This is a genomic window from Cytophagaceae bacterium ABcell3 (assembly GCA_030913385.1).
Classification (GTDB): Bacteria; Bacteroidota; Bacteroidia; order Cytophagales; family Cytophagaceae; genus ABcell3.
Map to the genome: position 1 here is coordinate 4,657,486 of CP133159.1, position 26,679 is coordinate 4,684,164.

Annotated in this window: 27 protein-coding genes and 4 tRNA genes; 3 read left to right on the top strand and 28 right to left on the bottom strand. The window is 38.4% G+C overall.

Annotated features, from left to right (window positions below; genetic code table 11):
* Positions 1 to 11: 11 nt before the first annotated feature.
* The 27 genes from rplP to RCC89_19200 form a co-directional block, all read right to left on the bottom strand.
* Entirely contained in the window at positions 12 to 431 is a 420-nt protein-coding gene (rplP, locus tag RCC89_19070; GenBank protein WMJ75247.1) for a 50S ribosomal protein L16, read from the bottom strand.
* A gap of 20 nt (positions 432 to 451) precedes the next feature.
* A complete protein-coding gene (gene rpsC / locus RCC89_19075) occupies positions 452 to 1,174 on the bottom strand; it encodes a 30S ribosomal protein S3 (GenBank protein ID WMJ75248.1) in 723 nt (240 codons plus the stop codon).
* A gap of 5 nt (positions 1,175 to 1,179) precedes the next feature.
* A complete protein-coding gene (rplV, locus tag RCC89_19080; GenBank protein WMJ75249.1) occupies positions 1,180 to 1,701 on the bottom strand; it encodes a 50S ribosomal protein L22 in 522 nt (173 codons plus the stop codon).
* A 3-nt stretch (positions 1,702 to 1,704) separates the two neighbouring features.
* On the bottom strand, positions 1,705 to 1,977 hold the full coding sequence (gene rpsS, locus RCC89_19085; GenBank protein ID WMJ75250.1) for a 30S ribosomal protein S19: 273 nt from the start codon (positions 1,975 to 1,977) through the stop codon (positions 1,705 to 1,707).
* Positions 1,978 to 1,987: 10 nt separating this feature from the next.
* Positions 1,988 to 2,812, bottom strand: a complete 825-nt coding sequence (gene rplB / locus RCC89_19090) for a 50S ribosomal protein L2 (GenBank protein WMJ75251.1) — start codon at positions 2,810 to 2,812, stop codon at positions 1,988 to 1,990.
* Positions 2,813 to 2,828: 16 nt separating this feature from the next.
* Complete coding sequence (rplW, locus tag RCC89_19095) at positions 2,829 to 3,116, bottom strand: 50S ribosomal protein L23 (protein WMJ75252.1); 288 nt, start codon at positions 3,114 to 3,116, stop codon at positions 2,829 to 2,831.
* 5 nt (positions 3,117 to 3,121) lie between these two features.
* A complete protein-coding gene (rplD, locus tag RCC89_19100) occupies positions 3,122 to 3,748 on the bottom strand; it encodes a 50S ribosomal protein L4 (GenBank protein WMJ75253.1) in 627 nt (208 codons plus the stop codon).
* Positions 3,749 to 3,753: 5 nt separating this feature from the next.
* The gene (gene rplC, locus RCC89_19105) at positions 3,754 to 4,392 is read right to left on the bottom strand and encodes a 50S ribosomal protein L3 (GenBank protein ID WMJ75254.1); all 639 of its coding nucleotides are present in this window, start codon (positions 4,390 to 4,392) and stop codon (positions 3,754 to 3,756) included.
* Positions 4,393 to 4,590: 198 nt separating this feature from the next.
* Positions 4,591 to 4,896: a 30S ribosomal protein S10 gene (rpsJ, locus tag RCC89_19110; GenBank protein ID WMJ75255.1), complete on the bottom strand. Its 306-nt coding sequence runs from the start codon at positions 4,894 to 4,896 to the stop codon at positions 4,591 to 4,593.
* A 4-nt stretch (positions 4,897 to 4,900) separates the two neighbouring features.
* Positions 4,901 to 7,006, bottom strand: coding sequence for an elongation factor G (fusA, locus tag RCC89_19115; GenBank protein WMJ75256.1), 2,106 nt, complete (start codon positions 7,004 to 7,006; stop codon positions 4,901 to 4,903).
* A gap of 9 nt (positions 7,007 to 7,015) precedes the next feature.
* On the bottom strand, positions 7,016 to 7,483 hold the full coding sequence (rpsG, locus tag RCC89_19120) for a 30S ribosomal protein S7 (GenBank protein ID WMJ75257.1): 468 nt from the start codon (positions 7,481 to 7,483) through the stop codon (positions 7,016 to 7,018).
* A 15-nt stretch (positions 7,484 to 7,498) separates the two neighbouring features.
* Positions 7,499 to 7,882, bottom strand: coding sequence for a 30S ribosomal protein S12 (rpsL, locus tag RCC89_19125; GenBank protein WMJ75258.1), 384 nt, complete (start codon positions 7,880 to 7,882; stop codon positions 7,499 to 7,501).
* 99 nt (positions 7,883 to 7,981) lie between these two features.
* Positions 7,982 to 8,317 (bottom strand): DUF3467 domain-containing protein, encoded by a 336-nt coding sequence (locus tag RCC89_19130; GenBank protein ID WMJ75259.1) that lies wholly within the window; start codon positions 8,315 to 8,317, stop codon positions 7,982 to 7,984.
* Positions 8,318 to 8,322: 5 nt separating this feature from the next.
* A complete protein-coding gene (gene rpoC / locus RCC89_19135; protein ID WMJ75260.1) occupies positions 8,323 to 12,633 on the bottom strand; it encodes a DNA-directed RNA polymerase subunit beta' in 4,311 nt (1,436 codons plus the stop codon).
* A gap of 88 nt (positions 12,634 to 12,721) precedes the next feature.
* Positions 12,722 to 16,591, bottom strand: a complete 3,870-nt coding sequence (gene rpoB, locus RCC89_19140) for a DNA-directed RNA polymerase subunit beta (protein ID WMJ75261.1) — start codon at positions 16,589 to 16,591, stop codon at positions 12,722 to 12,724.
* Between the two features lie 164 nt (positions 16,592 to 16,755).
* Positions 16,756 to 17,133 (bottom strand): 50S ribosomal protein L7/L12, encoded by a 378-nt coding sequence (gene rplL, locus RCC89_19145; GenBank protein ID WMJ75262.1) that lies wholly within the window; start codon positions 17,131 to 17,133, stop codon positions 16,756 to 16,758.
* Positions 17,134 to 17,187: 54 nt separating this feature from the next.
* A complete protein-coding gene (gene rplJ / locus RCC89_19150) occupies positions 17,188 to 17,718 on the bottom strand; it encodes a 50S ribosomal protein L10 (protein WMJ75263.1) in 531 nt (176 codons plus the stop codon).
* Positions 17,719 to 17,728: 10 nt separating this feature from the next.
* Positions 17,729 to 18,427: a 50S ribosomal protein L1 gene (gene rplA, locus RCC89_19155; GenBank protein ID WMJ75264.1), complete on the bottom strand. Its 699-nt coding sequence runs from the start codon at positions 18,425 to 18,427 to the stop codon at positions 17,729 to 17,731.
* Between the two features lie 12 nt (positions 18,428 to 18,439).
* Entirely contained in the window at positions 18,440 to 18,886 is a 447-nt protein-coding gene (gene rplK / locus RCC89_19160) for a 50S ribosomal protein L11 (GenBank protein ID WMJ75265.1), read from the bottom strand.
* 6 nt (positions 18,887 to 18,892) lie between these two features.
* Positions 18,893 to 19,450, bottom strand: a complete 558-nt coding sequence (gene nusG / locus RCC89_19165; protein ID WMJ75266.1) for a transcription termination/antitermination protein NusG — start codon at positions 19,448 to 19,450, stop codon at positions 18,893 to 18,895.
* Between the two features lie 31 nt (positions 19,451 to 19,481).
* Positions 19,482 to 19,664 (bottom strand): preprotein translocase subunit SecE, encoded by a 183-nt coding sequence (gene secE / locus RCC89_19170; protein ID WMJ75267.1) that lies wholly within the window; start codon positions 19,662 to 19,664, stop codon positions 19,482 to 19,484.
* Between the two features lie 29 nt (positions 19,665 to 19,693).
* A tRNA-Trp gene (locus RCC89_19175) sits at positions 19,694 to 19,766 on the bottom strand.
* Positions 19,767 to 19,869: 103 nt separating this feature from the next.
* A complete protein-coding gene (gene tuf / locus RCC89_19180; protein ID WMJ75268.1) occupies positions 19,870 to 21,057 on the bottom strand; it encodes an elongation factor Tu in 1,188 nt (395 codons plus the stop codon).
* A gap of 69 nt (positions 21,058 to 21,126) precedes the next feature.
* Positions 21,127 to 21,198 (bottom strand) — tRNA-Thr (locus RCC89_19185).
* A gap of 60 nt (positions 21,199 to 21,258) precedes the next feature.
* Positions 21,259 to 21,331 (bottom strand) — tRNA-Gly (locus RCC89_19190).
* Between the two features lie 33 nt (positions 21,332 to 21,364).
* Positions 21,365 to 21,451 (bottom strand) — tRNA-Tyr (locus RCC89_19195).
* A 167-nt stretch (positions 21,452 to 21,618) separates the two neighbouring features.
* Positions 21,619 to 23,985 carry a M1 family metallopeptidase gene (locus RCC89_19200; protein WMJ75269.1) on the bottom strand — a complete coding sequence of 789 codons (2,367 nt, stop codon included), beginning with the start codon at positions 23,983 to 23,985 and terminating at the stop codon, positions 21,619 to 21,621.
* A 140-nt stretch (positions 23,986 to 24,125) separates the two neighbouring features.
* Between RCC89_19200 and RCC89_19205 the strand changes: the two genes are divergently transcribed.
* The 3 genes from RCC89_19205 (at position 24,126) to frr (ending at position 26,051) form a co-directional block, all read left to right on the top strand.
* Positions 24,126 to 24,623 carry a biotin/lipoyl-containing protein gene (locus RCC89_19205; GenBank protein ID WMJ75270.1) on the top strand — a complete coding sequence of 166 codons (498 nt, stop codon included), beginning with the start codon at positions 24,126 to 24,128 and terminating at the stop codon, positions 24,621 to 24,623.
* Between the two features lie 124 nt (positions 24,624 to 24,747).
* Positions 24,748 to 25,458 carry a UMP kinase gene (gene pyrH / locus RCC89_19210; GenBank protein WMJ75271.1) on the top strand — a complete coding sequence of 237 codons (711 nt, stop codon included), beginning with the start codon at positions 24,748 to 24,750 and terminating at the stop codon, positions 25,456 to 25,458.
* 32 nt (positions 25,459 to 25,490) lie between these two features.
* Positions 25,491 to 26,051, top strand: a complete 561-nt coding sequence (gene frr, locus RCC89_19215) for a ribosome recycling factor (GenBank protein WMJ75272.1) — start codon at positions 25,491 to 25,493, stop codon at positions 26,049 to 26,051.
* A gap of 51 nt (positions 26,052 to 26,102) precedes the next feature.
* Here the strand turns inward: frr and nadD are convergent, their stop codons facing one another.
* Positions 26,103 to 26,675 carry a nicotinate (nicotinamide) nucleotide adenylyltransferase gene (nadD, locus tag RCC89_19220; protein WMJ75273.1) on the bottom strand — a complete coding sequence of 191 codons (573 nt, stop codon included), beginning with the start codon at positions 26,673 to 26,675 and terminating at the stop codon, positions 26,103 to 26,105.
* Between the last annotated feature and the right edge of the window lie 4 nt (positions 26,676 to 26,679).

The following is a 26,679-nucleotide window of genomic DNA, read 5'->3' on the forward strand; positions in this document are numbered from 1 at the left end:
ACGGTATTTAATTAACCTGCGTAATCAGGTCTTACAACAAAATTAGTTTTTACCGGTAATTTCTGAGCTGCTAATCTTAAAGCTTCTTTTGCCAATTCTATACTAACACCACCTGCTTCAAAAAGGATAGTTCCAGGCTTAACAGAGGCAACCCAATACTCAGGAGCACCTTTACCTTTACCCATTCTAACTTCGGCCGGTTTTTTGGTTATTGGTTTATCTGGAAAAATACGTATCCAAACCTGACCTTCTCTTTTCATGGCCCTGGTCATGGCAATACGGGCAGCTTCAATCTGACGACTAGTAATAAAACCCGGTTCTAGTGACTTTATTCCAAAAGATCCGAAAGCAATAGTAAAACCACGGGTAGCTATACCTTTAATTCTACCTTTCTGCTGCTTTCTGAACTTAGTTCTTTTAGGCTGTAACATTGTATTATATATTTACAATTTTATCTCTTCTTTCTTCTACCCTCAGGTCTTTTCCTTCTAGGAGCTCCACCGTCTCCTTGTGAACTTGAAGATCCTACGTTAGGTGAAAGGTCTCTTTTACCGAATACCTCACCTTTGAATATCCATACCTTAATACCAATTTTTCCATATACAGTATTAGCTTCGCCAATTGCGTAGTCAATATCTGCCCTAAGTGTATGAAGAGGTATACGACCTTCTTTATATTGATCACTTCTAGCCATTTCAGCACCACCTAAACGACCAGAAACTTTAATTTTAATTCCTTGAGCGCCAACACGCATTGTAGCTGCGATGGCTTGCTTCATAGCACGTCTGTAAGAAATTCTTGCTTTTAGTTGTTGAGCAATAGAATCAGCAACAAGAGCAGCATCAAGTTCGGGTCTTTTGATTTCAAATATATTTATTTGAACATCTTTACCTGTAAGTTTTTTTAGCTCTTCTCTGATTTTATCAACTTCAGCACCACCTTTTCCTATAACAACTCCAGGACGTGCAGTATTGATAGTAAGGGTTACCCTTTTAAGAGTCCTTTCTATAACAATCCTGGAAATGCCCCCTTTGGGTATACGGGCATGTACATAATTTCTGATCTTTTCGTCTTCTACAAGCTTATCAGAGAAAGACTTACCACCGTACCAATTCGAGTCCCACCCCTTAACTATACCAAGTCTTAAACTAACAGGATTTACTTTTTGTCCCATCTTGATTATTCTTTATTATTCTTCTTAGTTTTTGAAGCTGATTTTAACTCTTTCTGATCTTCTTTAACTTCTTCAGTAACTTCGGTCACTTCATTAGAAAAAGGAAGGTTCATACTATCGATAACCATTGTAATATGGTTAGATCTTTTACGGATTCTATGAGCTCTACCTTGAGGTGCAGGCCTTAATCTTTTAAGGATTCTTCCACCATCAACATGAATATCTTTTATATAAAGATCTGCATCTTCTAACCTTACATCCTCATTTTTAGCCTGCCAGTTAGCAATAGCTGAAAGCAACAATTTTTCTATGCTTTGAGCACCGACTTTCGATTGAAACTTCAATATTGAAAGTGCATGGTTAACATTCAGACCTCTAACAAGATCTGCGACAAGACGCATTTTACGAGTAGAAGTAGGAACGTTTTTTAATTTAGCAATCGCAGCTCCTTTAGCATTATCTAATTTTTGCTGTTCCTTTCTTTCCCTTCTAAGAACAGATTTCTTTTTCTTAACTACTGCTTCCATAGCTTATCTTTTTCCTTTTTTAGCAATATGGCCTCTAAAGTTTCTTGTTGGAGAAAACTCTCCAAGTTTGTGACCAACCATATTTTCAGTTACATATACAGGAATAAACTTATTGCCATTGTGAACAGCAAAAGTATGTCCTACGAAATCAGGAGAAATCATTGATCTTCTAGACCAAGTTTTAATTACAGACTTCTTTCCTGACTCATTCATTACATCAACTTTTTTCTCAAGTCGGTAATCTATGTAAGGTCCTTTTTTTAGTGAACGTGCCATCAGTTATACCTTATTTTTTCCTTTTGGAAATAATTAACTTATCAGAATACTTATTTCTACTTCTGGTTTTCAAACCTTTAGAGTAAAGGCCATTTCTAGATCTAGGCTGTCCTCCAGAAGCTCTTCCTTCACCACCACCCATTGGATGATCTACTGGGTTCATAGCAACACCTCTAACTCTAGGTCTTTTACCCAACCATCTGTTTCTACCAGCTTTACCAAGACGAACATTCATATGGTCTCCATTAGAAACAGATCCTATCGTAGCAGTACAAGAAGTCAACACTAGTCTCATTTCACCTGAAGGCAATTTTAATGTAGCAAACTTTCCTTCACGTGCCAAAAGCTGTGCATATGCACCTGCACTTCTTGCCATAGCAGCTCCTTTACCTGGCTTAAGTTCAATATTGTGAACAATAGTACCTAAAGGTATTTCAGAAAGAGGCAAACAGTTTCCAACTTCAGGCGCAATACCTTTACCAGAAAGAATTCTGCTACCTACAGTTAATCCTTCAGGAGCAATAATATATCTTTTTTCGCCGTCAGCATAATAAAGCAATGCGATACGTGCTGTACGGTTTGGATCGTATTCGATAGATTTAACTACTGCAGGAACACCTTCTTTATCTCTTTTAAAGTCAATAAAACGGTATCTCTGCTTATGTCCACCGCCGAGATAGCGCATGGTCATCCTTCCTTGATTGTTTCTTCCACCAGATTTTTTTATTCCAGCTAAAAGAGACTTTTCAGGAGCTTTCTTAGTAACTTCTTCAAAAGTAGGAGCGGTCCTAAATCTTTGTCCTGGTGTTACCGGTCTTAATTTTCTTACTGCCATTGTTCTGAATCTCTAATTAAATACCACTGTAGAAATCTATAATCTCACCTTGTGCTAAGGAAACTATAGCCTTTTTATAGCTAGGAGTTCTACCGGCAATAACTCTAGATTTAGTCATCCTGGATTTCTTTTTTCCAGGAACAATCATAGTTCTTACCTCCTCAACATTAACCCCATACATCTTTTCTACTGCTTCTCTTATCTGAATTTTATTTGCATTCTTATCCACTACAAAGCCATACTTACCTGATTCGTTAAGTGCAGCTACTTTCTCAGTTACCAAAGGTCTTATTAAAATACTCATTATTTTCAGCTTAAAATTTCTTCAATCTTAGAAACAGCGCCTTCAGAAAGTAAAAGACTGTCTGCATGTAACACGTCATAAGTAGTTAACTCATTCACAGTAACCACTTTAGCTCTTTGAATATTTCTACTAGACAAGTAAATATTCTTATCAATCTCAGGAAGAACTAAAAGGCTTTTCTTGTTAAGGACATCAAGCTTATTTAAAATATCCTGATACTGTTTTGTTTTAGGCTCTGAAAGGTTGAAAGCTTCCAATACAGAAACATTCTTGTCCTTTGCTTTATAAGCCAATGCAGATTTTCTAGCTAGTGCTTTAAGCTTTTTATTCAGCTTAAACCTATAGTTTCTAGGTCTAGGGCCGAAAACTCTACCACCGCCAACAAAAAGAGGAGATTTACGGCTACCAGCCCTGGCTCCACCTGTTCCTTTTTGCTTTTTGATCTTCTTGGTAGAATAAGCAACTTCTGCTTTTTCTTTACTTTTATGAGTACCTTGTCTTTGATTAGCAAGGTATTGCTTAACATCTAAGTATATAGCATGATCATTAGGATCAATACCAAATACAGCATCAGATAGGGTAACCTTACGGCCTGTGTCCTTACCTTCAATATTTATAACAGATAGTTCCATTGTCCTTATTTCACTACAATAACGTACTTCTCAATAATTACATAAGAGTTCTTAGGTCCAGGGATAGAACCACTTATTAACATAAGGTTCTTTTCCGGATAGGTCTTCAATACACGAAGATTCTGAACTTTCACTCTCTTACCTCCAGTTCTTCCCGCCATTCTCATTCCTTTAAAAACTCTGGAAGGATAAGAACAAGCACCAATAGAACCAGGATGTCTTGCACGGTTATGCTGACCGTGAGTCTGACCTCCTACACCACTAAAACCATATCTTTTAACAACACCCTGAAATCCTTTTCCTTTAGAAGTTCCGACAACTTCTACAGATTCTCCCTCTGCGAAAACATCAGAAACAGTCAATGTCTGACCTGCTTCTAAAGGTTTATTGAAATACCTAAATTCAACAAGTTTTCTTTTAGGAGTAGTGTTGGCTTTTTTGAAATGTCCCAGTAGAGGCTTGCTAGTGTTTTTTTCTTTTTTTTCACCGTATCCAAGTTGTATCGCATTATACCCGTCTGTCTCAACAGATTTAACTTGCGTAACTACACATGGTCCGGTTTCTACAAGCGTACAAGGAATGCTCTTACCATCAGAAGCATAGATAGTAGTCATTCCGATCTTTTTTCCAATTAACCCTGACATTTTTGAGTATATTAAAACCAGTTATAAACCTTTACAATAATTAAATAAATATAAGGTTCCGCAAAGGGACTGCAAAGTTAGTAAAAAAATATTCTACATCAAACAATGGAAGGAATATTTTAGTTATAAATAACCTCTAAGCAGAAAAAAAAGAACCAATACAGGTATTGGTTCTTCCTTAACCAAAATAATATAAAATCAAACTTTGATCTCTACGTCGACACCGCTAGGAAGCTCAAGCTTCATAAGTGCGTCTACAGTTTTAGTACTGGTAGAGTAAATATCAACTAGTCTTTTATAAGTACAAAGTTGAAATTGTTCTCTAGACTTTTTGTTCACGTGTGGTGAACGTAATACTGTATGAATTTCCTTTTCAGTAGGAAGTGGTATAGGTCCACTAACAACAGCACCAGTTGTCTTCACAGCACGAACGATTTTCTCTGAAGACTTATCAACCAAGTTATGGTCGTAAGATTTTAATTTGATCCGTATTTTCTGATTCATATCCTTATTTTGTTACAGCTGTTCCTTTAACTTTTGCAATAATAGTTTCAGCAAGGTTACTTGGAACAAACTCATAATGTGAGAACGTCAATGTAGCAGTAGCACGCCCTGAAGTCAATGTTCTAAGGTCAGTTACATAACCGAACAATTCAGCCAACGGTACATCTGCTTTAATAATTTGAGCTCCTGCTTTAGTGTCCATACCCTTCATCAATCCTCTTCTTCTGTTAAGGTCACCAGTTACAGGACCCGTATATTCTTCAGGAGTTACTACATCAACAGCCATAATAGGTTCCATTAATTTAGGCGTAGCTTTTTTACCAGCCTCTTTAAATCCACCTCTTGCAGCTAATTCAAAAGAAAGTGCATCTGAGTCAACATCGTGGAAGGAACCATGGAAAAGTCTAACTTTCATAGACTCTACAGGATATCCAGCAAGAGGTCCATTGTTCATAGAGTCCTCAAAGCCTTTTTGTATAGCAGGAATAAATTCACGAGGAATAACACCACCCACAATTTCGTTTACAAACTCCAGTCCTTGCTCTTCACCTTCACGTGGTCCAATTTCAAAGACAATGTCTGCAAATTTACCACGACCACCTGACTGCTTCTTATAAACTTCACGGTGTTCAATATTAGAAGTAAGGGCTTCTTTGTAGGCCACCTGTGGAGCACCTTGGTTAACATCAACCTTGAACTCCCTTCTAAGCCTGTCCATGATAATTTCAAGGTGAAGCTCACCCATACCTCTAAGGATAGTTTGACCAGTTTCCTCATCAGTATTAACTACTAAGGTTGGATCTTCCTCAACAAGTTTAGCTATAGCCATACCCATCTTATCAACGTCAGCTTGACTCTTAGGCTCAATAGCGTAACCAATTACAGGCTCAGGGAATACCATTGATTCCAGAACAATCTTAGATTTTTCTGCACAAAGCGTATCTCCTGTTTTGATATCTTTAAAACCAACAACAGCACCAATGTCACCAGCTGTCAATTGAGGGATTTGGTTTTGTTTGTTAGCGTGCATCTGGAAAATCCTTGAGATACGCTCTTTATTTCCAGATCTAGTGTTATATACATAAGAACCGGATTCTAACACGCCAGAATAGGCTCGGATAAAACACAAACGACCTACATAAGGGTCAGTTGCAATTTTAAAAGCTAGCGCTGAAAAAGGCTCTTCTAAAGAAGGTTTTCTTGCCAATTCTGCACCAGTATCAGGATCTGTACCTTTGATACTTTCTTTATCTAAAGGCGACGGACATAATGCCATAACATAATCAAGCATTGTCTGTACTCCTTTATTCTTAAAAGAAGATCCACAGAACATAGGAACAATAGCTAAATCTATTGTAGCCTTACGTAAAGCGTTCATTATTTCATCTTCAGAAATAGACTCAGGATCTTCAAAGTATTTCTCCATAAGGCTTTCGTCGTATTCAGCAACGGCCTCTAGAAGTTTTTCTCTGTATTCCTTAGCTTCTTCCATCATATCGTCAGGAATAGGAACTTCGGTAAATGTCATACCAAAATCATCCTCGTTCCAGACCATACCTTTGAAGGTAACCAAGTCAACAACACCTTTGAAGTTATCTTCTGCACCTATAGGTAGCTGAAGTGCTACTGCATTGCTACCAAGCATTTCTTTTACTTGCTTACATACAGCAAGGAAGTCTGCACCCGAACGGTCCATTTTGTTAACAAAACCAATACGGGCAACATTATAATTGTTGGCCAATCTCCAGTTAGTCTCAGACTGTGGCTCCACACCATCTACAGCACTAAATAGGAAAACAAGTCCATCTAATACACGAAGAGAGCGGTTTACCTCAACAGTAAAGTCAACGTGACCTGGCGTGTCAATAATATTAATATGATATTCTTGTCCTCTATAAGGCCATTTTACAGTAGTAGCAGCAGATGTAATGGTGATACCCCTCTCCTGCTCCTGTTCCATCCAGTCCATCGTAGCCGCCCCATCGTGAACCTCACCAAGCTTGTGGCTTACACCTGAATAAAAAAGTATACGCTCAGTAGTTGTAGTTTTACCTGCATCAATGTGAGCTGCTATACCTATATTTCTAGTATATCTTAAATCACGTGCCATATAATTAGATTAAAATCTGAAGTGTGAAAATGCTTTATTTGCTTCTGCCATTCTATGCGTATCGTCCTTTTTCTTAACAGATGCACCTTCACCTTTAGAAGCGGCAATGATCTCACCTGCAAGTCTTTCGGTCATGGTTTTCTCATTTCTAAGTCTTGCATACTTAATCATCCATTTCATACCAAGTGCCATTTTTCTCTCAGGTCTCACCTCGGTAGGTACTTGGAATGTAGCACCACCAACCCTTCTTGACTTAACCTCTACGTAAGGCATTACATTATTAAGTGCTTTCTTCCACGTCTCCAGACCATTTTCTTTAGTTCTCTGCTCTACAAGATCACAAGCATCATAAAATATCTTAAGAGCAATACTCTTTTTCCCGTCAAACATTAGCGAATTAACAAATTTGGTAACAGTTGTATCACTAAATTTAGGATCAGGAAGAAGAAATCTCTTTTTAGGTTTTGACTTTCTCATAACAATTTGACAGAATTATTTTTTACCTTCTTTAGGTCGTTTAGCTCCATACTTGGACCTTGATTGTAATCTACCATTTACACCCGCGGTATCAAGCGCACCTCTCACAATGTGGTAACGAACACCTGGAAGGTCTTTTACTCTTCCTCCTCTGATAAGTACGATAGAGTGTTCTTGAAGATTATGTCCTTCACCTGGGATATAAGCATTAACCTCTTTACCATTGGTCAACCTTACCCTAGCTACTTTACGCATAGCTGAGTTTGGCTTTTTAGGTGTAGTGGTATATACCCTGGTACAAACACCCCTTCTTTGCGGACACGCATCCAAGGCAGGCGACTTTGATTTAGAAGTCAACTTAACCCTACCTTTTCTTACTAATTGTTGTATTGTAGGCATTTATCTAAACTAATTTATGGCTAGATTTTTTTTAGAACTGCAAAGGTACATAAAATATATTTCTCTGCAAATCAATCGTTATATTTTTTTACTACTAAATTAAGCTTGTCCCATTTCGCCACCACCGAAATTTATGGGAAATTTAGGGACTTCAGCATTCTGCTTAATGTCCCCAAAAGTTTCCTCATATTTATTGATGTTGTCTCGCAATGCGGCAAGCAATCTTTTAGCATGTTCGGGAGTAATAATTATCCTAGATTTTACTTTAGCTTTTGGCACTCCAGGCATAAGTCTAATGAAATCGATCACAAACTCACTATTGGAATGGGCAATCATTGCCAAGTTTGAATAAACTCCTTCTGCTACATCTTCAGTAAGCTCAATGTTTATCTGGTTTTGAGCCTGCTGATTTGTTTTTTTATTATCTCCGTCCATATTATTTATTTATTTTCAAGTACTTCTTCTTTTTTCTTAGCTTCCTTAGAAGCTACCAAAGCCTCATACTCTTCTTTAGAACCAACGATAATTTTACTGAAGTCCCTTTGACCAGTACCTGCTGGAATCAAGTGTCCAACAATAACGTTCTCCTTCAGGCCTTGTAAGTAGTCTACTTTACCTCTGATAGAAGCTTCGCTAAGTACTTTGGTTGTTTCCTGGAACGATGCTGCCGAAATAAAGCTTTCAGTACCAAGAGAAGACTGCGTAATACCCTGTAATGTTGGTTTAGAAACAGCAGGTTGTGCATCTCTTACCTGAACAAGTTTCATGTCACGACGCTTCAAGCTTGAATTTTCGTCTCTAAGTTTTCTAGCGCTGACAATCATACCTGGCTTCAAATTCTCAGAATCACCTGAATCTTCTACAACCTTCATGTCAAGTATTTTATCGTTTTCTTCCCTGAAGCTAAACTTATCTACCACTTGTCCTTGAAGGAAGTTGGTATCACCAGCTTCTATAATCTCAACTTTCTGCATCATCTGCCTCACAATGGCTTCAATATGCTTATCGTTGATTTTTACACCTTGTAAACGGTATACTTCCTGAATTTCATTAACCAAATACTCCTGCACAGCAGTAGGGCCTTTAATTGAAAGTATGTCATTAGGTGTAATAGCACCATCAGAAAGGGCATCACCAGCTCTAACAAAGTCATTGTCCTGAACCAATATGTGCTTAGACAAAGGTACCATGTACTTTTTCCTAACACCGTCTTTAGATTCAATATAAATCTCTCTGTTACCTCTTTTTATACCACCATAAGTTACTACCCCATCAATTTCACTTACAACTGCAGGATTTGAAGGGTTTCTGGCTTCGAATAACTCTGTTACCCTTGGAAGACCACCCGTAATATCTCTGGTTTTTCCTATAGCACGAGGAATTTTAGCAAGAACTTGACCTGCTTTAACCTTATCGCCTTCGTCAATAGCAAGGTGAGCGCCTACAGGTATGTTATATCCTTTAGAATCTCCTGACTTAGGATGTACTACAATAGCAGGGTTTTTGGTTTTGTCTTTAGTGTCGACAATAACTTTCTCCCTGTGCCCTGTCTGTTCATCTGACTCCTCACGGAAAGTAACACCTTCTATAATAGCATCAAATTCGATCGTACCGTCAAATTCAGACATGATGACCGCATTATATGGATCCCAGCTACAAAGCTCATCTCCTTTTTTAACCTTAGCTCCTTCCTCTACATTAATAAATGCACCGTAAGGAACATGGTGTGTATTTAAGATCTTATTGGTACCTTCCTCTACTATCTTAAGTTCACCAGATCTACCCATTACAACAGTAACCTGATCACCGTCTTTATTGGTAGTTTTAACAGACCTGATGTCATCAAAATAAACAACACCATCAAATTTAGCTTTGATGTTGGCATCAACAGCAATGTTAGAAGCCGTACCACCCACGTGGAATGTTCTAAGCGTAAGCTGCGTACCAGGCTCACCAATTGACTGTGCAGCAATAACACCAACAGATTCACCTTTATGTACCATTTTTCCGGTAGCAAGGTTTCTACCGTAACACTTGGCACATACCCCTCTTTTACTCTCACAAGTTAGCACCGACCTTATATCAACAGTTTCAATTGAAGAGTTGTCAATAATAGCAGCAACATCCTCACTTATTTCATCCCCAGCAGCTACAAGAAGCTCATTATTCTCTGGGTTATAAATATCATGTACACTTACACGACCAAGGATTCTTTCAGAAAGTGGCTCAACGATATCTTCGTTATCCTTCAATGCCGATACGGTAAGACCTCTTAAAGTACCGCAGTCATTCTCATTGATAACAACATCCTGCGCTACATCCACAAGTCTTCTAGTCAAGTATCCAGCATCCGCTGTCTTAAGAGCAGTATCTGCAAGACCTTTTCTAGCACCGTGGGTAGAGATGAAGTACTCAATTACATCCAGACCTTCTTTAAAGTTTGAAAGAATCGGGTTTTCAATAATTTCACCAACGGATCCTTGAAGGTTTTTCTGAGGTTTTGCCATTAGCCCCCTCATACCACCTAATTGACGAATCTGCTCTCTTGAACCTCTCGCTCCTGAGTGCATCATCATGTAAATAGAGTTGAAGCCCTGATCGTCATTTTCAAGACGTGTCATCAGAGTCTCAGTAATCATTGAGTTGATCCTAGTCCAAATATCAATAACCTGATTGTATCTTTCATTATCAGTGATAAGACCCATCAGATAATTGCTCCACACAGCCTCTACATCTTCTTTAGCTTGACCAACAAGTATATCTTTTTCTTTTGGTATTACGATATCTGCAAGACCAATAGAAAGACCACCTTTATATGCAGACTGGAATCCAAGATGTTTAATGTCATCAAGGAATTTAGCCGTTCTGGCCATTCCTGATCTTTTATACACAAGGGCAATAATAGACTGAAGCTTTTTCTTGGTAAGAAGTTCGTTAATGTAACCTACTTCTTCTGGAATGAACTGGTTAAATATAACCCGACCAGCGACAGTCTCAATTATTTGCGTTTCCAGTTCGCCTTTATTGTTACGGACTTTTGTCCTAACCTTTATATAAGCATGTTGCGAACACTTCTTCTCATTGATGGCTATAATTACCTCCTCTGCCGAATAAAAAGTACGTCCTTCGCCAGGCACAACTTCTTTTTCAGTAGTCCTACGTCCTTTGGTAATATAATAAAGCCCAAGAACCATGTCTTGAGAAGGAACAGTAATAGGAGCTCCGTTAGCAGGGTTAAGTATATTATGAGAAGCCAACATTAAGGTAGAAGCTTCCAAAATAGCTTCATGTCCAAGAGGGACGTGAACAGCCATTTGGTCACCATCAAAGTCAGCATTAAATGCAGTACATACTAATGGGTGCAACTGAATAGCTTTTCCTTCTATAAGTTTAGGCTGGAAAGCTTGAATACCAAGACGGTGTAGTGTTGGAGCACGGTTAAGCAATACCGGGTGACCTTTAAGGACATTCTCAAGAATATCCCATACTACAGGATCTTTTCTGTCAACAATTTTCTTTGCAGACTTAACGGTCTTAACTATTCCTCTTTCTATAAGCTTTCTAATGATAAACGGCTTAAAAAGCTCAGCTGCCATGTCCTTAGGAAGCCCGCATTCATGCAATCTTAGCTCAGGACCTACTACGATAACAGAACGTCCAGAGTAGTCAACTCTTTTACCAAGAAGGTTCTGACGGAAACGCCCTTGCTTACCTTTTAGCATATCACTAAGTGACTTAAGCGCCCTGTTACCTTCAGCCCTAACTGCGTTGACTTTTCTAGAATTGTCAAATAGGGAATCCACCGCTTCCTGAAGCATACGTTTTTCGTTACGTAGAATAACTTCAGGAGCTTTTATTTCTATAAGTCTTTTCAGACGGTTGTTTCTAATAATTACCCTTCTGTAAAGATCATTAAGATCTGAAGTAGCAAAACGACCACCATCTAATGGAACCAAAGGTCTTAATTCTGGTGGTATAACAGGCACCATACGGATTACCATCCACTCAGGTCTGTTTTCAATTCTAGTCTTAGCATCACGGAAAGCTTCTACGACTTTAAGTCTCTTAAGAGCTTCTGCTTTTCTTTGCTGAGACGTATCGTGAGCGGCAGCGTGTCTTAAGCTATAAGAAAGTTCATCTAGCTCAAGTCTGGCTAACAACATTTCCAAGCCCTCAGCGCCCATTTTAGCGATAAACTTGTTAGGATCAGTATCATCTAACAATTGGTTTTCTCTAGGAAGTTTATCAAGAATGTCAAGATACTCTTCTTCTGTCAAGAAATCCAGATAGTTGATACCATCCTCAGCTTTAACACCAGGTTGGATTACTACATACCTCTCGTAGTAAATAATTTGGTCAAGTTTCTTTGTAGGCAACCCAAGTAGGTAACCAATTTTATTGGGTAGTGATCTAAAATACCAGATATGTGCAACAGGGACAACAAGTTCAATGTGCCCCATTCTTTCCCTTCTAACCTTCTTCTCAGTAACTTCAACCCCACATCTATCACATATAATGCCTTTATATCTGATTCTTTTATATTTTCCGCAATGACATTCCCAGTCTTTAACAGGTCCAAAGATTCTCTCACAGAACAAGCCTCCCATTTCAGGCTTATAAGTCCTGTAATTAATGGTTTCAGGCTGGGTAATCTCGCCGTGAGAACTTTCAAGAATTGACTCAGGAGAGGCCAGGCTGATAGTGACTTTAGTAAAGTCCTGATTTATCTTTTTATTCTTTCTGAATCCCATTTTTACAATGCAGTTTTTTTGAATTTAATGCAAAAAATTAAATAGTGCCGGTACTAAACATACCGGCACTCACAAATAGTTCCGAACCTTAATCGAGTGTGATCTCTAGTGCAAGACCTCTTAATTCATGAACCAATACATTGAAAGATTCAGGAATATTTGGTTTAGGCATATTCTCTCCTTTAACAATAGCCTCGTAAGCTTTCGCTCTACCTATCACATCATCTGATTTTACAGTAAGGATTTCTTGAAGAACATGTCCTGCACCAAATGCTTCCAATGCCCATACCTCCATTTCACCAAACCTCTGTCCACCAAACTGTGCTTTACCACCGAGAGGCTGTTGTGTAATAAGAGAGTATGGTCCAATAGAACGCGCGTGCATTTTATCATCTACAAGGTGTCCTAGTTTAAGCATATAAATAACACCTACAGTAACTTTTTGGTCAAACTTCTCACCAGTAAGTCCGTCATAAAGAGGAGTCCTGCCAAGATGAGGAAGTCCAGCTTCTGTAAGTTCTGCATCTACTTGTTCTTCTGTAGCTCCATCGAAAATAGGAGTAGCATATTTACGTCCAAGTTTCAGACCTGCCCAACCTAATACAGTTTCATAGATCTGTCCAAGGTTCATCCTTGAAGGTACACCTAGTGGGTTAAGTACTATATCTACAGGCGTACCATCTTCCAAGAAAGGCATATCTTCTTCCCTAACTATTCTCGCTACCACACCTTTGTTACCGTGACGTCCTGCCATTTTATCACCAACTTTAAGTTTACGCTTCTTAGCAACATAAACTTTAGCCAACTGAACTATACCAGCAGGAAGTTCATCTCCAACTTCCAATGTAAACTTCTCACGCTTGAACTTACCAGATATCTCATTTCTCTTTTTATGGTAGTTTTTAACCATTTTGAGAATAAGATCATTGGTTTCAGGCTCATCTGTCCAATTTTCAAGAAGTAAATCTCCTAAAAGGTTAACTTCTTCAGGAACATTATAAGAGCTTTCATCTCTATAGCTGTTCTTCTCAGGGAAAAGATTTTCTGTAATATTTCTTCTGTTGAACTTAACACCTTTAGATACAATCTCGTCGCCAAATTTATGCTTGACACCCTGAGAGACTTTACCTTCTAGTAAATCAGTAAGTTTATCAATGATGACTGCGCGAAGATCCGAAAGGTCTTTGCTATACTTCGCTTTAAGCCTATCAGCTTGTTGCTTATTTCTAGCTTTAAGATCTTTTTCCTTCTTAGGTCTAGAAAACAATTTGGTATCAATAACCACACCTCTCAAAGAAGGCGAAGCCTTTAACGATGCATCTTTCACATCGCCAGCCTTATCTCCAAAAATTGCACGAAGAAGTTTTTCTTCAGGTGTAGGATCTGTTTCTCCTTTAGGAGTAATTTTACCTATTAAAATATCACCTTCTTTAATTTCTGCCCCAACCCTGATAATACCTTTATCATCAAGATTTTTAACAGCTTCTTCACTAACATTTGGAATTTCAGACGTCAACTCTTCCTCACCCCTTTTAGTATCCCTAACTTCAAGCTCAAATTCTTCAATATGAAGAGAAGTAAATATATCTTCTTTAACTACTTTTTCAGAAATAACTATCGCATCCTCAAAGTTATAACCTTGCCAAGGCATAAAAGCAACCATAAGGTTCCTACCCAAAGCAAGCTCACCTTTTTCTGTAGCATAACCTTCGCAAAGCGGATCTCCTTTAACAACCTTTTGGCCTTTAAAGACTATTGGCGCTAAACTAAGGCAGGTGTCCTGGTTTGTTCTTCTAAACTTAACGAGATTGTATGTTTTTGAATCATTGTCAAAGCTAACCAAAGATTGCTCTCTAGTGCGCTCATACTTAACCACAATCTTTTTAGAATCCACATACTCAACAACCCCATCACCTTCTGCAAGCACCAACGCTCTCGAATCTAAAGCAACACGTTTTTCCAGTCCAGTACCTACTATCGGAGATTGAGGTCTCAATAAAGGCACAGCCTGGCGCTGCATGTTTGAACCCATCAAAGCACGGTTTGCATCGTCATGCTCTAGGAAAGGAATAAGCGAAGCCGCAACAGAAACAATTTGGTTAGGAGCCACATCCATGTAAGTAACATTATCTGGTTCCGTAACCGGGAAGTCACCTTCAAAACGGGCTTTAACTTTATCATTCTCAAAGACACCCTGGTCGTTAATAATTGCATTAGCCTGAGCGATATTATGACCGTCCTCTTCTTCTGCTGTTAGGTAAACAACACTACCGTCTAGCAATACCTTCCCTTCAATAACTTTTTTATATGGAGTCTCAATAAAGCCCATGTGGTTCACCTTAGCGTGAACGCAAAGTGAGGAAATAAGACCAATATTAGGTCCTTCAGGAGTTTCGATGGTACACAAACGACCGTAGTGCGTATAGTGAACGTCCCTTACCTCAAAACCTGCACGCTCTCTTGATAAACCACCCGGTCCAAGCGCAGACATCCTTCTTTTATGCGTAATCTCCGCTAATGGATTTGTTTGGTCCATAAACTGAGAAAGCTGGTTAGTACCGAAGAAGGAATTAATAACAGAAGACAAAGTCCTGGCATTGATAAGATCAACAGGTTTAAAGTCTTCGTTATCACGAACATTCATTCTTTCTTTGATGGTACGAGCCATCCTTGCTAAACCAACACCGAATTGGCTATACAATTGCTCGCCAACAGTACGTACCCTCCTATTGCTCAAATGGTCTATATCATCAATAACAGCTTTACTATTGATAAGACCAATAAGATATTTAATAATGTTAATAATATCTTCCGAAGTAAGCACTTTTGTATCAGAAGATATTTCAAGATTAAGTTTCTTGTTAATTCTATATCTACCTACTTCACCAAGATCATATCTCTTGTCACTGAAGAACAAATTCTGGATAATATCCCTAGCAGTTTGTTCATCAGGAGCTTCAGAGTTTCTTAACTGTCTATAAATAGTTTCAACAGCTTCTTTCTCAGAATTAGAGCTATCTTTTTGAAGAGTGTTATATATAATAGTATAGTCTGCAATGTTGATATCTTCACGGTGAAGAATGACAACATCAGAGCCTGAATCTAAAATAATATCGATATCAACATCTTGAATAATGGAATCCCTCTCAAGGATCACTTCATTACGGTCGATGGATACAACTTCACCAGTATCCTCATCAACAAAATCCTCAGTCCAAGTCCTCAGTACCCTTGCAGCAAGTTTTCTACCTACCACATTTTGCAGGGCTTCTTTTTTAGCAGGGATTTCTTCAGAAAGTCCAAAAAGATCAAGGATATCTTTATCCGTACCATAACCTATTGCTCTTAAAAGGGTGGTTACCGGAAACTTCTTTTTTCTATCGATGTAAGCATACATAACATTGTTTACATCAGTAGCAAATTCAATCCAAGACCCTTTAAAAGGTATAATTCTGGCAGAATATAACTTGGTACCATTGGTATGTTTGCTTTGCGCAAAGAAAACACCAGGCGACCTATGCAATTGAGAAACAATAACACGTTCAGCACCATTGATAACAAAAGACCCTTTTTCGGTCATATAAGGTATGTTACCAAGGAATACTTCTTGTTCTATCGTTTCAAAATCTTCATTATCCTCATCGTTGCAGGATAATCTGAGTTTAGCTTTTAATGGAACAGAATAAGTGAGTCCCCTATCTATACATTCATCAACAGAATATTTAGGCGGGTCAACATGATAGTCTATAAATTCAAGGACAAAGTTTTCCCTAGAGTCAGAAATAGGGAAATTTTCAGCGAAAACTTTGAACAACCCTTCTTTATTACGTTGTTCAGGAGGAGTTTCCAACTGAAAAAAGTCTTGAAACGATTGCAACTGAACGTCCAGAAAATCAGGATAGTCAATTACATTCTTTATACTTGCAAAATTTTTTCTTAAAGGTATATTAGTAGCCAAGGCACACACAGTTTATGTTAACAATATTATATGCTAGCACTATCCGCTGATTTTCAGAGGATTAAAAAATTAAAGATTTTGTAGCTACAAACAGCAAAAGACCTGACTTTATATGTCAGGCCTAATTTGATAAGGCTGTAGAAGTATTTAACCAGAGGATAAACTTATTTAACCTCTACTTCAGCTCCAGCCTCTTCAAGTTGTTTTTTAAGTGCATCAGCTTCGTCTTTAGCAACACCTTCCTTAAGAGGCTTAGGAGCGCCATCAACAAGTTCTTTAGCTTCTTTTAATCCAAGTCCAGTAAGATCCTTAACCAGTTTAACAACGGCTAGTTTAGCAGATCCTGCAGATTTAAGGATTACGTCAAAAGAAGTTTTTTCAGCTGCTTCTTCACCACCAGCAGCTCCACCACCACCAGCAACAACTGTAGCTGCAGCAGCAGGTTCAATACCATATTCGTCTTTAAGGATAGTAGCTAGTTCATTTACCTCTTTAACAGTTAGGTTTACCAACTGCTCAGCAAAAGCTTTAAGATCTGCCATTTTATTCTTGATTTAAAAATTAATTAATAATATTTACTTGTTCCAATTATACTTTTATGATTCTTGTCTTTCTGACAAAGTTTTAACCAATCCTGCAAGAGTAGTCTTACCGCTTTGAAGCGCAGAAACAACATTTTTAGCAGGTGATTGAAGAATGCCGATAATATCGCCAATAACTTCTTCTTTAGATTTGATTTTAGCAAGCGCTTCAAGGTTTTCTTCTCCAATGAATAAAGCACCATCAATAGAAGCACCTTTTAAACCTGGTTTATCTTGAACCGACTTTCTAAATTCTTTGATTAAAACTGCCGGAACTTTTCCGGTATCTGCAAACATGATTCCAGAGAAACCTTTCAAAACTTGCTCGTCGAAAGGGGCGTAATCAGTTTCAAGATTAGCCAGGGCCTTTTGTATCAAAGTGTTTTTAACAACTTTATACTCAACGCCTTTTTCATAGCAAAGTCTCCTGAAATTGTTTACTTGTTCTACGGTCAAACCAGAAGCGTCCGTAATATAGAAGAAAGATTTCTCCTGGAACTTTTGGTTTAACTCTTCAATTATCTGAGCTTTTTCTTCCCGTGTCATCCTTTTCTAATTATAGGCCTGTAACAGTATTTTTATCGATAGCAACACCTGGACTCATAGTACTAGAAAGGTGAATGCTTTTTATATATGTACCTTTAGCTGAAGAAGGCTTAAGTTTTTGAATAGTATTCAAAACTTCATGTGCATTTTCAGACAATTTTTCAGGAGAGAAAGAAACTTTACCTACACTAGTATGAATGATTCCAGTTTTATCTACTTTAAAATCAATCTTTCCCTGTTTGATATCCTTAACAGCTTTACCTACTTCAAGAGTAACAGTACCAGCTTTAGGATTAGGCATTAAATTTCTAGGTCCTAGTACACGTCCTAATCTACCAACTTTGGCCATCACAGTAGGCATAGTGATAATTACATCAATATCAAGCCATCCTTGCTCAATTTTCTTAATGTATTCATCAAGACCTACATGGTCAGCACCTGCATCTTTAGCTTCCTGCTCTTTGTCAGGAGTACAAAGGACAAGAACTCTAACTTCTTTTCCTGTACCATGGGGAAGCGAAACAACACCTCTGACCATTTGGTCAGCTTTTCTAGGGTCTACCCCAAGTCTAACATCTATATCTACGGATGCATCAAACTTAGTAAATGTAATGTCCTTTACAAGTTTAGCAGCATCTGCAAGAGAAAATTGCTGTTCAGCATCAAATTTTGCTAATGCCTGCTTTTGATTTTTGGTTAACTTGCCCATTATTTTAATTCGTTATTTATTGTCCCAGGGAGCGTCTCCTGAAACTGTGATACCCATACTTCTTGCAGTACCGGCTACCATTTTCATTGCCGATTCTAGTTTGAATGCATTAAGGTCAGGCATTTTTAATTCAGCGATTGACTGTACCTGATCCCAGGTTACTGAACCTATCTTATTTCTGTTTGGCTCTGCAGATCCTTTTTTTGCTTTAGATGCTTCCATAAGCAAAACTGGAGCTGGGGGAGTTTTAATGACGAAATCAAAAGATTTGTCTTTATAAACAGTAATAACGACAGGCAGAAGTACACCTTGTTTTTCTTGGGTTCTAGCATTAAACTGCTTACAGAACTCCATAATATTCAAACCCTTACTACCCAGGGCAGGACCAACAGGAGGAGAAGGGTTGGCAGCACCTCCCTTGATCTGCAATTTTACATAACCCGATATTTCTTTAGCCATTTTCTGTTACTGAATTTTTTCTACTTGCATATAATTAAGCTCAACTGGTGTATTTCTGCCAAATATCTTCACCATTACGTTAAGCTTTTTTCTTTCTTCAAAAACCTCTTCGACAGATCCTGTAAACCCATTAAATGGGCCATCCATAACTTTTACAGTTTCACCTACAATAAAAGGTGTTTCAAGTGTTTCTTCACTTTCCTGCATTTCGTCTACCCTACCCAAAATTCTGTTTACTTCACTTTGACGTAGAGGTACAGGCTTTTTAGAGGTGCCTCCTTCATTAGAGCCAAGGAAACCAATTACACCAGGAATACTGGTTATAACGTGGCCTGCTTCTCCATGCGATAAATCTGCGGAAACTAACACATATCCAGGAAAGAAGTTTCTTTCCCTTACGCGTTTTTTTCCGTTACGCATTTCATATATTTTTTCAGAAGGAATCAGTACCTGAGGAATATAATCTTCAAGTTTCTGTCTTATGATTTCATTCTCAAGATAATTCTTAACCTTCTTCTCCTGCCCACTAACCGTTCTAATTACATACCAGTTTAATTCACTCATCTCTGACTCCTTTAGGATAGAATTTCAAGTATTAATATATAAAGGACATCACGTTTTCAAAAACTGTATCTACAGCCCAAATCATGAGTGCAAAAATAATTGAGGCAATAAGAACCACTACAGATTTATTCTGCAACTCGCCGTAAGTTGGCCATGAGACCTTTGTTTTGATCTCTTCAATTGATTCTCTTATAAAGCCTAATATTTTATTCATCGTCAAATATCGAAGTTATTTGTCCTTAGCACGGGTGGAGAGACTCGAACTCCCAGCCAACGGTTTTGGAGACCGCTACTCTACCAATTGAGCTACACCCGTTTATAGATCCCGAAAAAGGGAGTGCAAAGTTATGCATAATTCAATAAACAAACAAGTGCGTTTTCGAAAAAATTTCAAAAACGCACTCATTTAAATATTAAATTTACTTTAAGATTTCAGTAACCTGTCCAGCACCTACTGTTCTACCACCTTCTCTGATTGCAAAACGAAGACCTTTCTCCATTGCTACAGAGTTGATTAGTTTTACAGTAATGGTAACATTATCACCAGGCATTACCATCTCAGTTCCTTCTGGAAGCATGATCTCTCCAGTTACATCCGTAGTTCTAAGATAGAACTGAGGTCTGTACTTGTTGAAGAATGGCGTATGTCTACCACCTTCTTCTTTAGAAAGCACATATATTTCAGCTTTGAATTCAGTGTGAGGAGTTACAGAACCTGGCTTACAGATTACCATACCTCTCTTGATGTCAGTTTTCTCAATACCTCTAAGTAGAAGACCAACGTTGTCACCAGCTTCTCCTTTGTCCAATATCTTTCTGAACATCTCAACACCAGTTACTGTAGACTTAAGGTTCTCAGCACCCATACCAAGAATATCTACAGGGTCACCAGAGTTGATGATACCTCTTTCGATTCTACCAGTTGCCACAGTACCTCTACCAGTGATAGAGAACACGTCCTCAACAGGCATTAGAAAAGGCTTGTCAGTCAATCTTGGAGGGATTGGGATAAAGTTGTCAACCGCATCCATAAGCTCAACGATCTTCTCTACCCACTGAGCTTCGCCGTTAAGGCCACCAAGTGCAGATCCTTTGATAACAGGAATGTCATCACCTGGGAAGTCATAGAAGCTAAGAAGTTCTCTTACTTCCATTTCAACAAGCTCAAGAAGTTCAGGGTCATCAACAAGGTCAACTTTGTTCATGAAAACAACTAGAGCAGGAACACCAACCTGTCTTGCAAGAAGGATGTGCTCACGAGTTTGTGGCATAGGACCATCAGTAGCAGCAACAACAAGGATAGCTCCGTCCATCTGAGCAGCACCAGTAACCATGTTCTTTACATAGTCAGCGTGGCCAGGGCAGTCAACGTGTGCATAATGTCTTGCTTTTGTCTGATACTCAATGTGAGCAGTATTAATAGTAATACCTCTTTCTTTTTCTTCAGGAGCGTTGTCGATTTGAGAAAAATCTCTAACCTCAGCCAGACCTTGCTCAGAAAGTACTTTACTAATAGCAGCAGTCAAGGTAGTTTTTCCGTGGTCAACGTGACCAATAGTACCTATGTTAACATGGGGTTTGGAGCGATCAAAGGTTGCTTTAGCCATATTTGAAAAATCCTCTTTTTGGTTAACTAAATTATTGTTTCAGATAAAATTAATGATGCTAATATAATGAGCCAATGACGGGATTTGAACCCGTGACCCCTTCCTTACCAAGGAAGTACTCTACCACTGAGCTACATCGGCTTAATAAATTTAGGGTAAGAGCGTGAATAAAGGTTATCCACACGCAAACCCTAAAAATAGAGCGGGAGACGAGATTCGAACCCGCGGCCTACAGCTTGGAAGGCTGTCGCTCTACCAACTGAGCTACTCCCGCATAGAATGTACCACAGACCAATGTTCAATGGTATGGTGGGGAGAGAAGGATTCGAACCTTCGAAGTCATTACGACAACAGATTTACAGTCTGTCCCATTTGGCCACTCTGGTATCTCCCCGGCCTTTTTTTTGGCTTCCCTTAAACTCGATACAACATTTTTATATGTGCTTCGTTTGTTTAAGGAGTTGCAAAAGTATGCGCTTTTCTTGAAACTTCAAATACTTTTCAAAAAAAAATGTAAAAAAATTTCTTTTTCATTTATTCAATATACTTCTCACTTCTGTTTTACAAGGTATTAGCATAATATTGAGCCAGCATTTTTATTTCATCAAATGGATTATCTTCTGCAATCTTCTGCAATACTTTGCGCGCATCTTCTTTCTCTTCTTCCTTTCCTAGCATAAGCACATAGTTTCCGAACATCTGCACCAACGGATACTGGTACCTTGACCTGCTATTCGTCAGCTTTTCACTAAACCATTCATAACGCCCTTTGTCTTTCTTATAAATAAAGTAGTCTGCCAGGTTCATTATCACATAAATATTGTCCATATCTACAAACTGATCAATATCTACATCCTTCATGTTAAGCTTTAAAGCACCTTTTAAAGAAGCGGCAACCACAGAATAAGGTTTAGCGTCAAGTCCTTTTTTAAAAACGTGCCTAAACTTATCCGGCGCATATGACTCCAACAAACCAATCGCCCTTGACCTAACCTGTGGCTTTTCGTCATCAAGTGCCATTTTTTCTATTAATGGAATATATTTATCAAGACCTGACACATAATGGGAGCTAAACTGTTCTAGTCCAGCCATACGAACAGCCCAGAAATCGTCTTCTAATGAAGCCATCAAAAGCTTTTTTATTTCAGGCCGGTCAAAGGTCTTAGAGGTGGCTGCAGAAAAAATGCCTTCTAAGGCTTTGTCCTTCGGAAGGAAGTTTTCATAGTTTGAAAATTGTGCGACCAGTTCTTCTTCTGACTTTTTATGGGTAATGACAGCTGGAACTACAGAGTATGGATCCACTACAACATTGGTCGGTTTGTTGTCCATAGGGAATGTAAAAACACTTTCTTTACCCTCCACAACTATTCTATGCTGTGCCTTCTCCCCTCCTGCCCAAATATCTACGTCCATTGGTAAACGGTATATAGGTGTTCCTTCTTCTTCTTGTTTCTGCTTAACCTTAATTACTAAGTTTCCGTCACTATAGGTGTGCTCTACCTTAAGGTTTGCGTGACCTGGCGATAGGAACCACTGATTGAAAAACCAGTTCATATCTTGGCCTGTAACTTCCTCAAATGCAAGTCTCAGGTGATGTACCTCTACTGGGGAAAAAGCATTCTCGGTCAAATAAACATGTAAAGCTTGAAAGAATGCATCATCGCCGGTGATATAGCGAAGATAGTGCAGTACCCGGCCTCCTTTATTATAGGAATGCCTGTCAAACATGTCTTCCTTATCATGGTAGTGGAACCTGATCAGGGGCTCTTGTTTAGTTTTAGCTTCGGACAAATATTCTTCCCATTCGTTCACACCTAAATGGTCTGCTTCATCCTTGCCTAATTTATATTCAGTCCATAGATATTCTGAATAGTTTGCAAAAGCTTCATTTAAAGTAAGGTTCGACCAAGACTCACAAGTAACCAAATTGCCAAACCACTGATGGAAAAGTTCGTGGGCAATAATTCCGTCCCATGATTCATCTAGCAACTCTCTGTCGTCAGACTGCAAATCCTCCATGAAAATAGAGGCTGTCGTGTTTTCCATGGCTCCAGAGACAAAATCACGCACTACAACTTGGGCATATTTGGACCAAGGGAAAGGGTATTGCAATTTTTCGGAAAAGAAACGGATCATTTCTGGTGTATTGCCAAAAATATCTTTTGCATAAGGTTCATATTTTGGCTCTACATAATAAGAAAGCTCAAGGTCTCCTACAGAGTCTTTAACAACCGCATACTCGCCGATAGCCATCATAAAAAGATATGGGGCATGAGGTTGGTCCATTTTCCAATAGTCTGTCTTGGTTCCATCCCCATTGTTAATGGAGTAAATAAAGTCTCCATTGGAAAGAATAGAATAACTGGTATCCGCAGTTATGTAAATTTCCTGTGTACACCTTTCATTAGGCTTATCGATGGTAGGAAACCATTTAGAGCTGGCCTCTGTCTCTCCCTGTGTCCAAATCTGCTTAGGTTTGTTTTCCACCTCACCCAATGGATTGATAAAATACAACCCTTTATCTGAAGTTATTGCTTTACTCCCCCCCTGCTCATATTCTTCAGGCTTTGCCGTATAGTTTACATATACAGAAAAAGTATCAGTCCTTGAATAAATGGTATCTAAGTCTATAAGCAATTTGGCTCCATCATACTTATAGTCCGGCACAACATTTCCCTTAAGTCCAGTCAAACTGATCTCATGAATATCAAAACCTTTCGCATCTAGTTCTAGTGTTTCTTGCGGATAAAAATAAGGCCTAATGGACAAATCAGCCTCGCCATGCAGATATTGCTTCTCCCAGTCAAACTTTACTTCAAGTCTGGTGTGCAGCAAGTCATGCTTACGTGTTGCTGACTCATTGTATACTTCCTGAACGGGAGCTGTAGTATCAGGTTTTACATAAACAGTCTCTGATGAACCTGACACAGACTGTATAGCACTTTTCTTACATGAAAAAAGGCCGCCTAAAAAAAATAAGGCTATGACAACAGAACGGGATCGCAACAACATATAGGGTTTATTTTTATTATTATTTAGGTATATTAGAACGAAAATTTTTTTTTCTCATGTTAAAAATAGACATAAATAATAAAACCTCAATAAGGTTTAGAAAAGAAGGGGAAACAATATATCTGAACGACACTCCTTTTCAACCAGATATACGGCAAACAGGCCCCAATACTTACCATATCATATGGAGTGGAAAAAGCTATAATACAGAGGTAGTTAGCTATGACAAACCAACCAAAAGGCTGACCCTAAAAATCAATAATTCAATTTATGAACTAAATGTCAAAGATGAGTTAGATGAACTTTTAGAAAAAATGGGTTTAAACAAGGCTATATCAAATGTAGTTAATGAAGTGAAAGCACCCATGCCTGGACTTATTTTGGACATTCTGGTAAATGAACAATCGGAAGTAAAAAAAGGAGACCCTGTAATAGTGCTAGAGGCCATGAAAATGGAAAACATTATTAAATCGCCAAGCGATGGTGTCATAAAATCAATAAATGTAACCAAAGGTGAAAGCGTTGAAAAAAACAAGGTACTTTTCCAATTTTAAAAAAAATCTCATAAACTCAGATGCATTTATTATATTTGTCTGCTAAAATATGGGTAAATGTATTTACCACCTTTTATTCCTAATTTTTAAATTAACGCAGCTTTTAGCCTGAAAATTCAGCTTTATGAAATACAAAAGAATTCTTTTAAAACTTAGTGGAGAGGCCCTAATGGGCGACAAATCATATGGCATAGACCCAGAAAGACTTGCCATGTATGCCAAGGAAATACGTGCAGTACATGAAAAAGGAGTAGAACTTGCCATAGTAATAGGAGGTGGTAATATATTCAGAGGAATACAAGCTGCGGCCACTGGTATAGACAGGGTGCAAGGCGATTACATGGGCATGTTGGCCACTGTAATAAACGGAATGGCGCTCCAAAGTGCATTAGAGGCAGAAGGGCTTTTTACCAGGCTAATGTCAGGTATAAAACTTGAACAAGTGTGCGAACCTTTTATAAGGAGAAGGGCAATCAGGCATTTAGAAAAAGGTAGAATAGTAATTTTTGGTGCAGGTACAGGGAACCCATACTTTACGACTGACTCTGCAGCTAGTTTAAGAGCAATCGAAATTGAAGCAGATGTAGTTCTTAAAGGCACAAGGGTAGATGGCATATACACGGCAGATCCAGAGAAAGACCCTTCGGCAAAACGCTATGCCAATATTTCTTTCAGGGAAGTATACCAAATGGGGCTAGAAATTATGGATATGACAGCATTTACCTTGTGTAAAGAAAATGAACTTCCTATAATTGTATTTGACATGAACATACCGGGCAACCTAACCCGATTAATGGAAGGGCAGGATGTTGGTACCCTTGTTTCAATGGAATAAAAAACTTTTAACATATAAATTCGCAATTAATCATGGAAGAAATACAGATTTTTTTAGATGATGCAAGAGAGTCTATGGAGAAGGCGCTAACACATACAGAATCAGATCTTTCCAAAATAAGAGCCGGAAAAGCAATGCCTTCCATGCTTGACGGTTTGCTGGTTGACTATTATGGAACCATGACCCCAATCGCCAATATGTCTTCCATTACTACTCCTGATGCCAGAACACTTGTTATTAAACCTTGGGAAAAAAAGGTTATTCCAAATATAGAAAAAGCAATCAGAGAAAGCGACCTGGGGCTTAACCCTCAAAATGATGGTGAAGTAATAAGGTTAAACGTACCGCCACTTACAGAAGAAAGAAGAAAAATGCTGGTAAAGCAGACGAAAGCGGAAGGGGAAAATGGAAAAATCAGGGTTAGGAATATTCGTAAAGAAACTAACGATGAACTGAGAAAACTACTAAAGGAAGGTGCTGCTGAAGATGATATCAAGAAAGCTGAGGAAAATGTCCAAACATTGACCAATGAATTTATAGCTAAAATTGACAAAGCTTTGGCTAAAAAAGAAGAAGAGATCATGACTGTTTAACAAGTCGACATTCCAAAGTCATAAAAAAGCGCTTTATTCAAGCGCTTTTTTTTATGAATACAGTTTATTTCGATGAATGTACTCTTCTACTTCTGTAGGGATCAAATACCTTACAGAGTTTCCGTCTTTAATCGTATTCCTGATATATGTTGCCGAAACATCCATCATAGGAGCTTCATACATTTTTACAGAAGGGTGCGATTTCAACTCGGATTCTGAGCACCGCGGACGAGGGTAAACATATAATTTAAAGTACTCAAGAATTTTATCATGGTTTTTCCATCTTGGAAACTGAACCAGGTTGTCCTCCCCTATTATTAAAGCAAACTCATGCTCGGGGTACTTTTCCTGAATATAAGTAAGCGTATCTACCGTATAGCTTGGGCGCGGCAATTGGAACTCAATGTCCGAGACCTCCAGGTCCAGATTGTCATGAATAGCCAGTCGTACCATTTCATACCTATCGAACTCATGGATTAAGCTTTTACTGGATTTTAAGGGGTTGTGTGGCGACACAATAAACCAAACCTTGTCAAGGTCTGTATTTTTAGCCATTACATTGGCAATTATTAAATGACCAATATGTATAGGATTAAATGAGCCAAAAAACAAACCGATTTTCATAGCA

What these genes read in the sequence shown, in the direction of transcription:
- rplP (WMJ75247.1), bottom strand. Translation starts at nt 431, where the DNA reads ATGTTACAGCCTAAAAGAACTAAGTTCAGAAAGCAGCAGAAAGGTAGA.
- rpsC (WMJ75248.1), bottom strand. Translation starts at nt 1,174, where the DNA reads ATGGGACAAAAAGTAAATCCTGTTAGTTTAAGACTTGGTATAGTTAAG.
- rplV (WMJ75249.1), bottom strand. Translation starts at nt 1,701, where the DNA reads ATGGAAGCAGTAGTTAAGAAAAAGAAATCTGTTCTTAGAAGGGAAAGA.
- rpsS (WMJ75250.1), bottom strand. Translation starts at nt 1,977, where the DNA reads ATGGCACGTTCACTAAAAAAAGGACCTTACATAGATTACCGACTTGAG.
- rplB (WMJ75251.1), bottom strand. Translation starts at nt 2,812, where the DNA reads ATGGCAGTAAGAAAATTAAGACCGGTAACACCAGGACAAAGATTTAGG.
- rplW (WMJ75252.1), bottom strand. Translation starts at nt 3,116, where the DNA reads ATGAGTATTTTAATAAGACCTTTGGTAACTGAGAAAGTAGCTGCACTT.
- rplD (WMJ75253.1), bottom strand. Translation starts at nt 3,748, where the DNA reads ATGGAACTATCTGTTATAAATATTGAAGGTAAGGACACAGGCCGTAAG.
- rplC (WMJ75254.1), bottom strand. Translation starts at nt 4,392, where the DNA reads ATGTCAGGGTTAATTGGAAAAAAGATCGGAATGACTACTATCTATGCT.
- rpsJ (WMJ75255.1), bottom strand. Translation starts at nt 4,896, where the DNA reads ATGAATCAGAAAATACGGATCAAATTAAAATCTTACGACCATAACTTG.
- fusA (WMJ75256.1), bottom strand. Translation starts at nt 7,006, where the DNA reads ATGGCACGTGATTTAAGATATACTAGAAATATAGGTATAGCAGCTCAC.
- rpsG (WMJ75257.1), bottom strand. Translation starts at nt 7,483, where the DNA reads ATGAGAAAGTCAAAACCTAAAAAGAGATTTCTTCTTCCTGATCCTAAA.
- rpsL (WMJ75258.1), bottom strand. Translation starts at nt 7,882, where the DNA reads ATGCCTACAATACAACAATTAGTAAGAAAAGGTAGGGTTAAGTTGACT.
- RCC89_19130 (WMJ75259.1), bottom strand. Translation starts at nt 8,317, where the DNA reads ATGGACGGAGATAATAAAAAAACAAATCAGCAGGCTCAAAACCAGATA.
- rpoC (WMJ75260.1), bottom strand. Translation starts at nt 12,633, where the DNA reads ATGGGATTCAGAAAGAATAAAAAGATAAATCAGGACTTTACTAAAGTC.
- rplL (WMJ75262.1), bottom strand. Translation starts at nt 17,133, where the DNA reads ATGGCAGATCTTAAAGCTTTTGCTGAGCAGTTGGTAAACCTAACTGTT.
- rplJ (WMJ75263.1), bottom strand. Translation starts at nt 17,718, where the DNA reads ATGACACGGGAAGAAAAAGCTCAGATAATTGAAGAGTTAAACCAAAAG.
- rplA (WMJ75264.1), bottom strand. Translation starts at nt 18,427, where the DNA reads ATGGGCAAGTTAACCAAAAATCAAAAGCAGGCATTAGCAAAATTTGAT.
- rplK (WMJ75265.1), bottom strand. Translation starts at nt 18,886, where the DNA reads ATGGCTAAAGAAATATCGGGTTATGTAAAATTGCAGATCAAGGGAGGT.
- nusG (WMJ75266.1), bottom strand. Translation starts at nt 19,450, where the DNA reads ATGAGTGAATTAAACTGGTATGTAATTAGAACGGTTAGTGGGCAGGAG.
- secE (WMJ75267.1), bottom strand. Translation starts at nt 19,664, where the DNA reads ATGAATAAAATATTAGGCTTTATAAGAGAATCAATTGAAGAGATCAAA.
- tuf (WMJ75268.1), bottom strand. Translation starts at nt 21,057, where the DNA reads ATGGCTAAAGCAACCTTTGATCGCTCCAAACCCCATGTTAACATAGGT.
- RCC89_19205 (WMJ75270.1), top strand. Translation starts at nt 24,126, where the DNA reads ATGTTAAAAATAGACATAAATAATAAAACCTCAATAAGGTTTAGAAAA.
- pyrH (WMJ75271.1), top strand. Translation starts at nt 24,748, where the DNA reads ATGAAATACAAAAGAATTCTTTTAAAACTTAGTGGAGAGGCCCTAATG.
- frr (WMJ75272.1), top strand. Translation starts at nt 25,491, where the DNA reads ATGGAAGAAATACAGATTTTTTTAGATGATGCAAGAGAGTCTATGGAG.
- nadD (WMJ75273.1), bottom strand. Translation starts at nt 26,675, where the DNA reads ATGAAAATCGGTTTGTTTTTTGGCTCATTTAATCCTATACATATTGGT.